Annotated in this window: 12 protein-coding genes; 7 read left to right on the top strand and 5 right to left on the bottom strand. The window is 71.3% G+C overall.

Annotated elements, in window-relative coordinates; all coding sequences use genetic code 11:
- Positions 1 to 73 precede the first annotated feature (73 nt).
- Positions 74 to 442: a response regulator gene (locus D7X99_RS06865; protein ID WP_121777030.1), complete on the top strand. Its 369-nt coding sequence runs from the start codon at positions 74 to 76 to the stop codon at positions 440 to 442.
- Positions 443 to 451: 9 nt separating this feature from the next.
- Here D7X99_RS06865 and orn read toward each other — a convergent pair whose 3' ends face one another.
- The 3 genes from orn to D7X99_RS06850 all read right to left on the bottom strand — a co-directional run bounded on the left by orn (position 452) and on the right by D7X99_RS06850 (position 2,303).
- Positions 452 to 1,003 (bottom strand): oligoribonuclease, encoded by a 552-nt coding sequence (gene orn, locus D7X99_RS06860; RefSeq protein WP_120579015.1) that lies wholly within the window; start codon positions 1,001 to 1,003, stop codon positions 452 to 454.
- Positions 1,004 to 1,109: 106 nt separating this feature from the next.
- On the bottom strand, positions 1,110 to 1,565 hold the full coding sequence (locus D7X99_RS06855) for an archease (RefSeq protein WP_121758020.1): 456 nt from the start codon (positions 1,563 to 1,565) through the stop codon (positions 1,110 to 1,112).
- 51 nt (positions 1,566 to 1,616) lie between these two features.
- Positions 1,617 to 2,303: a phosphoribosyltransferase gene (locus D7X99_RS06850; RefSeq protein WP_121777029.1), complete on the bottom strand. Its 687-nt coding sequence runs from the start codon at positions 2,301 to 2,303 to the stop codon at positions 1,617 to 1,619.
- A 123-nt stretch (positions 2,304 to 2,426) separates the two neighbouring features.
- Here D7X99_RS06850 and D7X99_RS06845 point away from each other — a divergent pair, with 123 nt between their 5' ends.
- Both D7X99_RS06845 and D7X99_RS06840 read left to right on the top strand, forming a co-directional pair.
- On the top strand, positions 2,427 to 3,347 hold the full coding sequence (locus D7X99_RS06845; RefSeq protein ID WP_120579012.1) for a ribose-phosphate pyrophosphokinase: 921 nt from the start codon (positions 2,427 to 2,429) through the stop codon (positions 3,345 to 3,347).
- A gap of 11 nt (positions 3,348 to 3,358) precedes the next feature.
- The gene (locus tag D7X99_RS06840) at positions 3,359 to 4,111 is read left to right on the top strand and encodes an enoyl-CoA hydratase (RefSeq protein ID WP_121777028.1); all 753 of its coding nucleotides are present in this window, start codon (positions 3,359 to 3,361) and stop codon (positions 4,109 to 4,111) included.
- A gap of 78 nt (positions 4,112 to 4,189) precedes the next feature.
- Here the strand turns inward: D7X99_RS06840 and D7X99_RS06835 are convergent, their stop codons facing one another.
- Positions 4,190 to 6,940 (bottom strand): M1 family metallopeptidase, encoded by a 2,751-nt coding sequence (locus D7X99_RS06835; RefSeq protein ID WP_121777027.1) that lies wholly within the window; start codon positions 6,938 to 6,940, stop codon positions 4,190 to 4,192.
- Between the two features lie 83 nt (positions 6,941 to 7,023).
- On the opposite strand from D7X99_RS06835, the gene D7X99_RS06830 reads away from it, so the two are divergent.
- Positions 7,024 to 8,073 carry a lysophospholipid acyltransferase family protein gene (locus D7X99_RS06830; RefSeq protein ID WP_121777026.1) on the top strand — a complete coding sequence of 350 codons (1,050 nt, stop codon included), beginning with the start codon at positions 7,024 to 7,026 and terminating at the stop codon, positions 8,071 to 8,073.
- Between the two features lie 4 nt (positions 8,074 to 8,077).
- On the opposite strand, the gene alr is transcribed toward D7X99_RS06830, so the two are convergent.
- Positions 8,078 to 9,295 carry an alanine racemase gene (gene alr, locus D7X99_RS06825; protein WP_171805276.1) on the bottom strand — a complete coding sequence of 406 codons (1,218 nt, stop codon included), beginning with the start codon at positions 9,293 to 9,295 and terminating at the stop codon, positions 8,078 to 8,080.
- A gap of 320 nt (positions 9,296 to 9,615) precedes the next feature.
- On the opposite strand from alr, the gene D7X99_RS06820 reads away from it, so the two are divergent.
- The 3 genes from D7X99_RS06820 to D7X99_RS42230 all read left to right on the top strand — a co-directional run bounded on the left by D7X99_RS06820 (position 9,616) and on the right by D7X99_RS42230 (position 12,674).
- A complete protein-coding gene (locus D7X99_RS06820) occupies positions 9,616 to 10,476 on the top strand; it encodes a sigma-70 family RNA polymerase sigma factor (protein ID WP_121777024.1) in 861 nt (286 codons plus the stop codon).
- A gap of 86 nt (positions 10,477 to 10,562) precedes the next feature.
- Positions 10,563 to 11,219 (top strand): metallophosphoesterase, encoded by a 657-nt coding sequence (locus D7X99_RS06815; protein ID WP_121777023.1) that lies wholly within the window; start codon positions 10,563 to 10,565, stop codon positions 11,217 to 11,219.
- 1,032 nt (positions 11,220 to 12,251) lie between these two features.
- Positions 12,252 to 12,674, top strand: a complete 423-nt coding sequence (locus D7X99_RS42230; RefSeq protein WP_147476044.1) for a hypothetical protein — start codon at positions 12,252 to 12,254, stop codon at positions 12,672 to 12,674.
- Positions 12,675 to 12,687 lie beyond the last annotated feature (13 nt).

Here is a 12,687-nt window from a genome sequence, read left to right as displayed (position 1 = left end):
CGTCCAGCCCGCCCCCGGCCTCCCGGCCGACAGGGGTCCCGGGCCGGGTGCGTGCGGTGGAGGGGGCACGCGCATGAAGCGGTTGCTCATCGTGGACGACGAGTTCGCCATCGTGGAGGCGCTCGAGGACATCCTGTCGCTCGAAGGCTACGACATCGTCACCGCGTACAACGGCGACGAGGGCCTCCAGCGGCTCCTGGCCTCCAAGCCGGACCTGGTGCTGTTGGACTTGATGATGCCGGTGATGGACGGCGGCGAGCTGCTGCGCCGCATCCGCGCCCATCCGGACCTGTGCGACCTGCCCGTGGTGGTGATGAGCGCGGGCCGCCTCACGGACGAGGAGCGCCGCGCCAGCTCCCACTTCCTCGCCAAGCCCTTCGAGCTGGACGACCTGCTGGGCACCCTCGCGAAGCAGCTGCCCGAGGACGGGCCCCGCGCCTGAAGGACGCGCTTAGCCCGGCGTCGCGCGGAAGAGGACGTCGCGGTAGTACTGCAGCTCGCTGATGCTGGAGCGCAGGTCCGCGAGCGCGGTGTGCCCGCTGGGCGGCTTGCGCGGCTCCACCAGCGCCGGGTACCAGGCGCGCGTAATCACCTTGAGGCTCGTCACGTCCACCATGCGGTAGTGCAGGTAGCGGTCCACCATGGGCATGTGGTCGATGAGGAAGCGCCGGTCCGTGTGGATGGAGTTGCCCGCGAGGATGCCCTCGCCCAGGTCGCAGTAGTCCGCGATGAAGGACGTCACCTCGCGCTCCACCACGCGCAGGGACGACGTGGACGCGCGCACCTTCTCCAGCAGGCCGTTCTTCGTGTGCATCTCGCGCACGACGGGCTCCATGCGCTGGAGCATCTCCTCCGGCTGCCAGACGACCCGCTCGAACTCGCCCATGGGGCGCAGGTCCGGGCCGGTGACGATGATGCCCACCTCGATGATGCCGCAGGTATTGGGGTCCAGCCCGGTCATCTCCAGGTCGAGCCATACAAAGCGGATGTCACGGGAAGCCATGTCCGGAGGTTCCTGGTCGCGAAGAGGAAGACGCCCCCTATAGCAGCCCGGAGCCCCGGCGCACCCCCTCCGTGGACGAATCGTCCCGCCGCGCCCGCCTGCCTCCCTAGAAGTCCACCAGCGCCTCGGCGGTCCACACGCCCTCCGGCCCCTGGCGCACGGACACTTCGGTGAGCGACGCGCCCGTCACCGCCACGTGGGTGCCATGGCGCGCCTGTCCCGCACGCTCGCCAAAGCCGTGGCCGAAGAGGTTCAGCCCGTCCAGCCGCACCACGAAGCACTGAAAGCGCAGGCGCCGTCCGGCCATCGCGCCCACCACCGCCCGCAGCCAGTCCGCGAGCAGCTGGTCATGGTCCGAGGACTGGCAATCCACCTCCAGCTCCTCGTGCGCCTCCACGCTGCGCGGGTCCGTCACCAACGCGCAGAGTCCCAGCGCCGCCATCTCGAAGGCCTGCTCCATGGAGCGGCCCACGCCCCGCACCCCGAGCAGCTCCTCGCGCGTGAAGTGCTCCCAGTGCGTCCGGGGCCTGCGGTCATCCGCATGCACGGTTTCCACATCCATACGCCCTCCTCATGTCCTCGTCGTCATCCGCTTTGCGTTCCCGAAAGCCCGTCAGAACCACCACCCGCCCGCCACGTCCGGAGCCACGCCCTGCGGCCGGGCGGGGCTGGCCTCCCGGGCGCGCGTGAGCCAGCGCCGCAGCTCGTCCTGGGTGAGCGCGGGGAAGGCGTCGTAGGCCTCGGAGACCTCGCGCAGCGCGGGGTCCAGCGTCAGCGCGTGCACCGCGTCCGCGCGGCCCCGGACGAGCTCCAGCGCGCGCGGCGTCGCCACGCCCACCGCCACGATGCGCCGGCGCACGCCCTGCTGCTTCAGCGCCAGGAGCGCCGCGGTCACGGTGGCGCCCGTCACCATCCCGTCATCCACCAGCAGCGCCGTGCAGCCGCGGATCCGCGGCGTGAGGCCGCCTCGCAGCTGCCGGGCCTGATGCTCCACGTCGTCCACCTCCTCGTGCACGAAGCGCTGGAGCGTCTCCCCGGGCAGCTTCGCCTGGCTTGCGGCCTGGGGGTCCAGGTACAGCCCGCCGCCTTCCGTCACCGCGCCCAGCATGAGGCGGCCCCCCGGCACGCGCAGCCGCCGCGCCACCCACAGGTCCAGGGGAGCCCTCAGTGCCCGGGCCACCTCGTACGCCACGCGCAGCCCGCCGCGCGTCAGCCCCAGGACGCACACGTCCCCGGAGCGGTAGGGCGCCAACACCCCCGCGAGCTTCTGCCCCGCCTCCGCCCTGTCCCGGAAACGCATCGGTCTGCCTCCACCCCCGGAAGGTGCTCTTCCCTTCGGAGTGTGTCGGCGGAGGCACGTTCAGTGGCTCTCCTGGCGGCATGCCCGGGGGGCCAGGGCACCGCGAGCACCTCCCGCGCTAGGGTGCGGCCCATGACGCCCATCGCCCTCGTCGTCGGCAGTGCCAGTCCCCACCTCGGCCGTGCGCTCGCCCAGGCGTTCGGCGCGGAGCCGGTGGGGGTGAAGCGGGAGCGCTTCCCGGATGGAGAACTGCACATCGAGGTGCCCCCGGAGGAGGTGCGGGGCCGCCGCGTCGTCATCCTCCAGTCCTCCACCCCGCCCGTGGGCGAGAACCTGATGGAGCTGCTGCTGCTCGCGGACGCGTGCTGGCGGGCGGGCGCGGCCTCGATGGAGGCGGTGATTCCCTACGTGGGCTACGCGCGCCAGGACCGGCGGGCCCGGCCGGGCGAGCCCCTGGGCGGCCGTCTGGTGGCGGACATGGTGTCCCACGGCCGCTTCACGCGCGTGTTCACCGTGGACCTGCACAACCCGGCGCTGGAGGGCTGCTTCGGCGCCCCGCTGGAGCACCTGTCCGCGCTGCCGCTCCTGGCGGACGCGCTGCGCCCCCACGTCACCGACACGACCGTGGTGGTGGCGCCGGACCTGGGCGCGGTGAAGCGGGCGGAGGCGCTGGCGAAGCTGCTCGGCCGCCCGTGGGCGGTGGTGCACAAGGCGCGGCTGAGCGGCAACGACGTGGAGACGCTGGGCCTGCTGGGCCAGGTGCGCGGCATGCGCCCCATCCTGGTGGACGACATGGTGTCCACCGGCGGAACGCTGGCGGCGGCGGCGAAGGAGCTGAAGGGCGAGGGCTGCGTGGACGACTTCATCCTCGCGACCACGCACGCCCTGCTGGTGGGCCCCGCGCTGGAGCGCCTGCACGGCGTGCCGGTGAAGCGGCTGGTCAGCACGGACAGCGTGGAGCACCGGCAGGACCTGCCCTTCCCCCACCAGGTGGTGACGCTGGCCCCGCTGCTCTTGCGCGCACTGCGGCCCGACGCGCGTTAGTCTGCCCGGCCATGTCCGACACGCTTCTGACGCAGCTCGACGCCGGGGTCTTCTCCGTCACCTTCAACCGGCCGGAGAAGAAGAACGCCTTCACCCACGCCATGTACGAGGCCGCCACCGCCGCCCTCCTGGAGGCGGACCGCCGCGACGACGTCCGGGTGGTCCTCCTGTCCGGCGCGGGCGGCGCGTTCACCGCGGGCAATGACATTGGCGACTTCCTGGAGCACCCGCCCACGGGCGAGGACAGCGCGGTGTTCCAGTACCTGCGCGCCCTGGCCGGCCTGAGCAGGCCCGTGCTCGCGGCGGTGGAGGGCGCGGCGGTGGGCATCGGCACCACCATGCTCCTGCACTGCGACTACGTGGTGGCCGGGGAGAAGACGCGCTTCAACATGCCCTTCGTCAACCTGGGCCTGTGCGCGGAAGGCGCCAGCAGCCTGCTGCTGCCTCGCATGGCGGGCTTCGCGCTGGCGTCGGAGCTGCTGCTGTTCGGAGACCCATTCGACGCGGCCACCGCGCTGCGCGCCGGCATCATCAACAAGGCCGTCCCGGAGGCGCAGCTGAAGGAAGTGGCCACCGAGCGCGCCCGCGCCCTGGCCCAGCGCCCCGCCCAGGCGTTGAAGGTGACGAAGGCGCTCATCCGCGGTCCGCTGCGCGACCAGGTGGACGCCGCCCTCAAGCGCGAAGGCGCCGAGTTCGTCCAGCGCCTCGCCTCCGATGAAGCCAAGGAAGCCTTCATGTCCTTCATGTCGCGCGGCCGGAAGTAGCCCTCCCCGCAGCGACGAGTGCGGCACTCCCGGGTCCGCGTGCATGTCACGCGGACCCGGTTTCGTTTCAGGTGAGGACTACCGCGGCGCGGGCGGCGCCTGCGGCGTCTTGGCCGGCTTGCCGGTCAGGAACGCCCCGATGCTCGCGCCCTGGGACTCCTTCAGCGCGATGCACTGGTCCACGATTTCCAGCACCTGCCGCAGCACGCGCTCGGAGCCGGGCACCTTGTCCACGCGCGGCTCGAAGAGGGCGGCCACCTCCTGGCGCTTGCCCGCGTCGCAGTAGCCGGCGCCCATGTACGGCAGCCGCGAGCCCATGCCCTCCGGCAGCAGGCCCGGCTTGTCGTCGGTGCCCACCAGCGTGTCGAAGTTCGTCTTCAGGAACTCCACCGCGGTGTCACGGGTGCGGGGGTCGCGCGACGCGCCCATCAGGAGCCACAGGTTCTCACGCATGTCCTGCTTCGGGTCGAGCAGCAGCTCCAGGTTCGCCTTCACCAGCTTCGGGTCCGTGGCGTGGCTCAGGCCGCCCAGCAACTGCTGGCGCTGGTAGCGGCTCTGTTCGCCGCGCAGGGCCTCCATCAGCTTCGTGTGCAGGGCCGCGTCCCCGTGCTCCACCGCGATGGCGAGCACCGCGCCCACGACGTCCGGCGCCACCGCCTTGCGGTCCTTGAGCCACTGCTCCGCCAGCGTGCGCGCCTCCGCGATGAGCTTCGGGTCGTCGCCCTCGTTGCCGGCGAGCTCCAGCAGACGCGGACGCAAGAGGCGCAGGTCCTCGCTCTCACCGGCGCGCGGCTTGAAGCCCAGCTTGCGCGCGCGCGGCCCGAAGGTGTCCCGGACGTAGCGGGCGCGGTCCGCGTTCTGCGCCTCCGGGAGCAGCCGCGACGACACCAGGTCCATCAGCTCCAGGCCCGCCTCCAGCACCTGCCGGTCCGGGTCCTCCGCCACGCCGGTGAGCAGCGGCAGCGCGTCCGCCGCGGGCATGAGCCCCGCCTTCGCCAGCGCCAGCGAGTCACTCAGCAGCACCACCCGCTCCGCGCGCGACAGCTTCGGCAGGCCGGACTTCATCAGCTTCGCGTGCGCATCGCCCGCCAGGCGCATGCGGTAGTAGCCCGAGCCGTCCGCGTTGGGGAACACCCACGCCGGGCACGCCTTCGCCTCCGTCAGGGCGATCTCCGCCTTCTCCTCCGTCATCAGCGTGCACGCGGTGGCCTCCTTGCCCGCGCCCGGGTACTTCACGCACACCGGCACCTTCCACGACTGCGCCTCCGGGGCCTTGGAGCCCAGGCGCATGTAGCGCTGCTGGGTGAGGGCCACGCGCGGCTTGCCGCCGTCGCACAGCAGGGTCGCGGTGATGAAGGGCGCGCCCGTCTGGTCCAGGAAGCTGTTCATCACCTGGGACACGTCCTTGCCGGACTCGGCGGACAGCGCGTCCAGGAAGTCCTTCGCGGTGGCGTTCTTCCCCGCGTGCGCGCGGATGTAGCGCTGGATGCCCTTCTGGAAGACGTCGCGGCCCAGCCACGTCTCCGCCATGGCCAGCACCGCGCTGCCCTTGCCGTAGGTGATGCCGTCGAAGGCGTTCTGGATGTCACCCGCGTTCTGGATGGGCTGACGGATGAACCGCGCGGCGACCAGGCTGTCCGCGTCCAGCGCGTCGTTGCGGGACTGTACGCGCTCCACCGGCGCGTCCCACGTGGGCTGGTACGTCTCCACGATGCGCGGGGTCATCCACGAGGCGAAGGACTCGTTGAGCCACAGGTCGTCCCACCACGCCAGGGTGACCAGGTCGCCGAACCACTGGTGCGCCAGCTCGTGCACCTGCACGTTCGCGAACGCGCGCTGGCGCCACACGGCGTCCTCCTCCGGCTTCGCCAGCGCGAGGCGCGAGTTGAACGTCACGAGGCCCGGGTTCTCCATGGCGCCGCCCATCAGCGGCACCGCGAGCACGTCCAGCTTCTCGTACGCGTACGGGATGCCGAAGTACGCCTCCAGGCGCTCCAGGATTTCCGGCGTCACCTTCGCGGCCCACGCGCCTTCGCTCGCCCGGCCGCGCGGCGTGATGATGCGCGTCTTCACCTGCTTCTGCCCCGCGTCGCGCGCGGGCAGGAAGTCGAACGGGCCCACGCCGAAGGCGATGAGGTAGCTGGGCAGGGGCTGCGTAGGGGCGAAGCGGTAGATGTGCCAGCCGTCCGCGCCCTTCTCCTCCGCCAGCTGCGGCGTGTTGGTGACGGCCACGTTGCCTTCCGGCACGTGGAAGGTGAGCTGCCACGGCACCTTGAAGCCGGGCTCGTCGAAGGACGGGAAGGCGCGGCGCGCGCCCAGCGGCTCGAACTGCGTGTAGATGTACCAGTCGCCGCCCTCGTTGACGCGGAAGGCGCCGGACGTCTCGCGCTCGGACGCGGTGCCCGTGTACGTGAGGTGCAGCTTCGCGCCGCCCACGGCCAGCGGCTTCTCCAGCGTCAGGCCGAGGAAGTCCTCGCCGGAGGAGGAGGCCTTGAGCGTCCGCGTGACGCCCCCCTGCTCCAGCGTGGCCTCCTTCACGATGAGGCCCTTGCCGTGCATCCAGATGACGTTCGTGGCCTTGGCCACCTCCAGCATGACGTCGACGGTGCCTTCGAAGGACTCCGCCTTCGGATCCATCTTCAAGACGATGGCGTACTTCGTGGGCCGCACGTCCTCTGGCAGCCGCAGCGTGGGAGGCGTGGGCGCTGTGGCCGCCTGGATGGCGGGCGTTTCAACAGCACCGGGAGCGGGAGCGTTACCCTGTCGGGCACCGCATGCCGCAAGGAAGGTTACGGTGGCCAGGGCCACCGGACGGAGCAGGTTGGGCATGGCCGCGCAGTGTGGACCAGAGCAGCCTGGCAAGGTAGCGACGAGCAAGCGGTGCGTGGCCTTGCTGTCAGGTCCTGTTCGCGATGGAGTGCGCCGCCGTGTCCGCTCCCCTCTCCTCGCATCCGCTGCCATCGCAAACAAACACCCCTCCCGAGGGGAAAAGGCCACCGGAGCACCTGCGCCGCATCATCGGCTCACCGCCGGGCCCCATCGTGGCGTTCCTGACGCGCGGCGTCTGGGCGTTGCTCACCGCGTTGTCACCGAAAGCGCGGGATGCGCTCGCGCGCTTCGTGGCGAACCTGGCCTACACGCTGGGCATCCGCCGCAAGGTGGCGCTGGACAACCTGGCGCACGCCATGCCGGAGAAGAGCGAGCAGGAGCGCCACGACATCGCGCGGGGTGCGTACCTCACCATGGCGCGCGTGGTGGTGGAGTCGCTGCCGTCCGGGGACCGGATGACGCCGGACTGGGACCAGCAGGGCATCGAGGGCGAGGAGGCGTGGGCGGCGCTCAAGGCGCACGTGGCCACGGGCAAGGGCGCGCTGCTGGTGACGGCGCACTTCGGCAACTGGGAGCTGGTGGGCCAGATGTTGATCCGCTGGGGCATCCCGCTCAACGCGCTGGTGCGTCCGCTCAAGGGCGCGCTGAACACGCGCATCGCGGTGAACCGGTTGGGCGCGGGCGCGGGGCTCATCTATCCGAAGGGCGCGATTCAAGAGATTACGGAAGCGGTGAACCGCGGCGAGTCCGCGTACATGCTGCTGGACCAGGCGCTGCCCGCGAAGTCCGCGGTGTTCGTGCCCTTCTTCGGCCGGCTCGCGTCCACGACGCCCGCGATGGCGGTGGCCGCCGAACGCACGGGCGTGCCGGTGTTCGTGGTGATGGGCGTGCGGCCTCCCGGTCCTGGCGCGCGCTACAAGCTGGAGGTGGAGGGCCCCATCCTCCCGCCGCAACCTGGCGAGTGCGCGGACCCCATCACCGAGCACACCGCGCGAGTCACCGCGGCGCTGGAGCGCGCCATCCGCCGGCATCCGGCGCAGTGGCTGTGGCTGCACCGCCGATGGAAGGTGCAGCCCCCAGCGGTCGTCACCGCGCCGTCGCCCGGCCTCACCGAGGGCACGCCGCGGAAGTAGCGCGCTACTCCACCACCACGCGACGCAGGTGCGCGCCCAGGCGTGTCACCAGCTCGTAGTGGATGGTCTGCGCCCAGCCGGACAGGGACTCGGCGGACACGGACTCTTCTCCATCGCGGCCCAGGAGTGTGGCCGTCACCGGGCGCTCGTCGGACGTGGCGCGCGTCACGTCCACCATCAGGTGGTTCATCATCACGCGGCCCAGCACCGCGCACCGCCGCCCGTTCACCAGCACGTGCGCCTTGCCGGACGCGAGGCGCGGATAGCCGTCGTAGTAGCCCACCGGCAATACAGCGATGCGCGTGGGCTCCGGGCAGCGGTACGTGCAGCCGTAGCCCACGTACGCGCCCGCGGGCAGCCACTTCACCACCTGGCTCCTGCACCGCCACGACAGCACCGGCTTGAGCACCGGCAGCTCGCCCAGCACCAGCCGCGCGGACAGCCGCGTCTCCGGTGAGGGCCACAGGCCGTACAGCGAGATGCCCACGCGCGCCGCCTCGTAGCGCGCCCGGGGCAGCACCAGCGCCGCGGCGCTCGCGGCGATGTGCCGCTGCAACGGCTTCGCGGGCTTCAGCTGCGCGGTCAGGTGCCCCAGCGCCGTCTCGAACGCGTCCAACTGCGCCAGCGCGTACGCCTGCTCCGTCACGTCCTCCGTGTTGGCGAAGTGGCTGAGCACGCCCACCGGCTCGAACACGTCCAGGGCCTCCGCGAGGAACCGCGTCTCGCGCGGCAGCTGATCCAACGTGAAGCCCTCGCGGCCCAGGCCCGTGTCGATGTGCACGTGCACGCGCAGGGGACGCGGCAGCTTCGCCGCGCGCAGGGCCGGCACCGCGTCCGCCCAGGAGCGGTCCGCCACCACCGCGTCGATGCCCTCGCGCGCCAGCACGACGGCCTCCTCCGGGGCCACCGCGCCCAGCACCACCACCTGCCGCGCGGGCAGGCCGTGCGTGGACTCGTGCGCGCGCACCGTGAGCGCGTCCTGCGGCGCGATGAAGTAGAGGACGTCCACTCCCGCGTGCACCAGCGGCAGCACCTGGGCCAGGCCGTGGCCGTAGGCGTTGCCCTTGAGCACCGCGCCCAGCGCTCGGGGTGTGGGGCCGGTGGACTCCAGCACGCGGAACGCCGCCACGTTGTGCCTGAGGTGGGATGCGCTCACCTCCAGCCACGAGGAGTACACCGCGTCACCAGGCCCGACTCCGAGCCCCACACCGACCTCTTCCACGTTCACACCTCCGCACCAGCCCACGTCCCGGATGGCTCTACCAGCAAAGCGCAGGCCATGGGCGGCCGTGGCCGGAGGGCCACGGAGGGAGGGACGCCGGCTGGATGCCACTCGGGCGGACGAGGGTGGACAGGGGGGCGCCCCGCACGGCCAGGGGGGCGTGCTCGGGTGGACACGCGCGGCGCGGGAGCGTGTCCCGGGGGACACCTGACAGGTGGGAGCCTCTGCGCGACATGTCGGGTGACCCGGCGGCGCGACAGGGGCCGGTGGTAGTGTCCTCTGCCGTGGCCGCACCTGAATTGCCCTTAGCCCAGGCTTTCATGACCGCTCGAGGAAAGACGGAGCCGGCAGGCGCCCTCTCCGTCCTCCAGGAGCGGCTGGCCCAGGCCATGGAAGTGGCCCGGCAGTCCTGGCCGGACATCCCCCTGGAGGGGTCGCGCTTCGCGGCGCACCTGGCGCGGCTGGTGCCCGCGGACGGCCACGAGGACGCCTGGGGCAAGCTGCACATGGCGGACGTGTACCTGGCCCGGGCGGCGGCGGATGGGTTGCCCTCCGCGCTGGCCACGTTCGAGGAGCGCCTGATGCCGGAGGTGGACGCGGCGGTGGCGCGGCTGAGGCTGCCCCCGGCCGGGCTGGATGAAGTCCGTCAGGCGCTGCGGCAGCGGATGCTGGTGGGCAGCGCGGAGGCTCCGGCGCGGCTGGCGGCGTACCCGGGCACGGGGCCGCTGGCGGGCTGGGTGCGCGCGGCGGCGCTGTGGCTGGCGCTGGACTGGCAGCGGCAGCGCTCGGGACAGGCGCAGTCGGAGGACGGCGACCTGTCCATGCTGGTGGCGCCGGGGGACGACCCGGAGCTGGCGTACCTCAAGCAGACGTACCGCGCGGAGTTCAGCGCGTCGTTCCAGGCGGCGCTGGCGGCCCTGTCCGCGCGGCAGCGCAACTTCCTGCGGCTGAAGTACCTGGACGGGCTGGGCATCGACCAACTGGGAGCGCTGTACGGCGTGCACCGCTCCACGGCGGCGCGGTGGGTGGTGGGCGCGCAGGAGGAGCTGCTGGACGGGACGCGGCAGCGGCTGACGGAGCGGCTGCGGCTGACTCGCTCCCAGTTGGACAGCGTGCTGCGGCTCATCTCCAGCCAGTTGGACGTGAGCCTGAGCCGGCTGTTGCGCACGCCCTCCGAGTAACGCGGCGCGCGAGGCCCCGTCCCCCGGCGAGGCCCCCGAGAATCCCGGCAGGGCATTCGCGGCCAGTGCGTTAAAGAGAGGGGAGGATGCGAACGCTCTTCATCGGAGATGTGCACGGCTGTTCCAGTGAGCTGGATGCGCTCCTGAAGGCGTGTGACTGGCAGCCCGGCGACCGGGTGGTGCTGGTGGGCGACCTGGTGGCGAAGGGGCCGGACTCCGCGGGCGTGGTGCGGCGGGCGCGCGAGCACGGCTTCCACGCGGTGAAGGGCAATCACGACGCGCACGTGCTGCGCTGGCACGGGGGCCATGCGTCCAAGGGCAAGAAGCTCAAGCCGGAGCACCGGCATGTGCTGGACACGCTGAGCGCCGCGGACTGGGCCTGGATGGAGAGGCTGCCCTCCTACTTGCGCTTCCCGGACCTGAACGCGCTGGCGGTGCACGCGGGGCTGGTGCCGGGGGTACCGCTCGAGGAGCAGAAGGAGGAGTTCCTCTTCAACCTGCGCAGCATCGCGGCGGATGGGACGCCGTCGAAGCGCCTGGAGGCGGGCGAGCCGTGGGGCAGCCTGTGGCAGGGCCCGGAGCTGGTCATCTTCGGCCACGACGCCATGCGAGGCCTGCAGAGGCACCCCTTCGCGGTGGGCCTGGACTCCGGCTGCGTCTACGGCGGCAAGCTCACCGCGTACGTCCTGCCGGAGGGGAAGTTCTACTCCGTGCCGGCGGCCCGCGCGTACATGACGCTGTAGCCCCCCGGTTGCACGTCTCCGGGTCGAGGATGAGCTGATAGTCCGCCGTGCCGGTGTCCTTGGCATTGGAGGATTGCAGGCGTGCTGGTCTCGGCCGCATGCGGTGGCATGGCAATTCAGGTCTCGCTCCCTCATCGCTATGGTTCGTCCATGAGCCCACCGCCCCCCTTCCTCTTGCCTTCGTCACGGCCCCTGATGGGACGGCGTGCCTTGCTGGGAGGGATGGGAGCCCTCGCCATCGCTGGCTGCTCGCGGGAGGGAGCGACGGGAGCCCGGGCGGAGCCGCTCCGAGTTCCTGCCCCCGGCTGGCGTGGGTTGCTGTACTTCAAGCAGGAGCGTCCGGGCCCGCGGCGCGACTTGTGGATTCAATCCCTGGATGGGCTACGGCACACCGCGCTCACGGACAGCGGTCGGCTCGCGGGCTGGAACCGTCCCCAGGTGGAAGGCCCCCTCAACGGGGCCTGCATCTCGCCGGATGGGACCTGCGTGGCCTATGCGGAGCGCCATCCCGCCGCTTCGGACGGAGCGAGCGTCTCACCCTCGCAATCATGGAACGTGCTGCTCGTGGTCAAGGCGGATGGGACGGGCCGACGCATCCTCGTGGACCTGCGTGACCTGCCCTCTCTACCGAAAGGAACCCGGGCCAGTTCGTTCATCTGGTCCTCTGACGGAAAGCATCTGGCCTATGCACTGGAGCTCCCCAATCCTGACTGCGAACTCCTGAAGCTTTACAAGGTGGAGGTCGAGTCAGGCAGGGTGACGGAAGTCCCGCTCGGTCCCATTCAGGGAAAGCCCCAGCTGTGGGTCTGGTCCTCTTCCCGGAACGAATGTGTGTTCACCCTTCAGTGCGGAGCCACCGGGGCGCAGCGCCTGGGGGTCCTTGACGTATCCACGGGCCGCGTGCGGACACACCCGGCGGAAGGGCCTGCCGTTTCGCCTGACGGCGGCCATGCCTTCGTCACGACCTCCACTCCCCAGGGAAGAAAGGCATCCCTGCACACCCTGGATGATGCCTTCACCCCCGAGGCGTCATTGGGAGCCTTCACGGGAAGGTTCAACTGGTACAACCAGCGCCCGGGGGGACTCTTCACCGAGGTGACACCCGAGCCACCGACGACGGAGTGCGCGGGAGTGACGCCCCCACCGCAGCGCCTGTATCGATGGGATCCGCATGCGCGCACGCATTCGCGGGTACGCCAGGATGCAACCCCCTTCACGGTCCTGGCCTTCTCGCCTGACGACACCCAGGCCCTGGTGAACATCCTCGTGGGCCGGGACGACTCCCAGCCTGGCTTCTGTGGTGAGGGCTGGCTCCAGCGGCTCCACGTCGTGCAACGGGACGACCTGGAGAGCGACCTTCCGATGGAGCAACTCCTCGCGAGAAGTACGCCCCTGGCCCCTTCAACGCCGTGGCCTGGGCCGTCCAGCTCCTCCTACATTGGATGGTTGCGCTGACAGCGCCGGGGGC

This window comes from Corallococcus sp. AB032C, assembly GCF_003668935.1.
GTDB classification, from domain to species: Bacteria; Myxococcota; Myxococcia; order Myxococcales; family Myxococcaceae; genus Corallococcus; species Corallococcus exiguus.
Note: the sequence above shows the minus strand (reverse complement) of the source record. Positions and strands in the feature narration are given on the sequence as shown.

Excerpts from the sequence above, each read along its gene's own strand:
- D7X99_RS06865 (WP_121777030.1), top strand. The coding sequence starts at position 74 with ATGAAGCGGTTGCTCATCGTGGACGACGAGTTCGCCATCGTGGAGGCG.
- orn (WP_120579015.1), bottom strand. The coding sequence starts at position 1,003 with ATGGCTTCCCGTGACATCCGCTTTGTATGGCTCGACCTGGAGATGACC.
- D7X99_RS06855 (WP_121758020.1), bottom strand. The coding sequence starts at position 1,565 with ATGGATGTGGAAACCGTGCATGCGGATGACCGCAGGCCCCGGACGCAC.
- D7X99_RS06850 (WP_121777029.1), bottom strand. The coding sequence starts at position 2,303 with ATGCGTTTCCGGGACAGGGCGGAGGCGGGGCAGAAGCTCGCGGGGGTG.
- D7X99_RS06840 (WP_121777028.1), top strand. The coding sequence starts at position 3,359 with ATGTCCGACACGCTTCTGACGCAGCTCGACGCCGGGGTCTTCTCCGTC.
- D7X99_RS06835 (WP_121777027.1), bottom strand. The coding sequence starts at position 6,940 with ATGCCCAACCTGCTCCGTCCGGTGGCCCTGGCCACCGTAACCTTCCTT.
- D7X99_RS06830 (WP_121777026.1), top strand. The coding sequence starts at position 7,024 with ATGGAGTGCGCCGCCGTGTCCGCTCCCCTCTCCTCGCATCCGCTGCCA.
- D7X99_RS06820 (WP_121777024.1), top strand. The coding sequence starts at position 9,616 with ATGACCGCTCGAGGAAAGACGGAGCCGGCAGGCGCCCTCTCCGTCCTC.
- D7X99_RS06815 (WP_121777023.1), top strand. The coding sequence starts at position 10,563 with ATGCGAACGCTCTTCATCGGAGATGTGCACGGCTGTTCCAGTGAGCTG.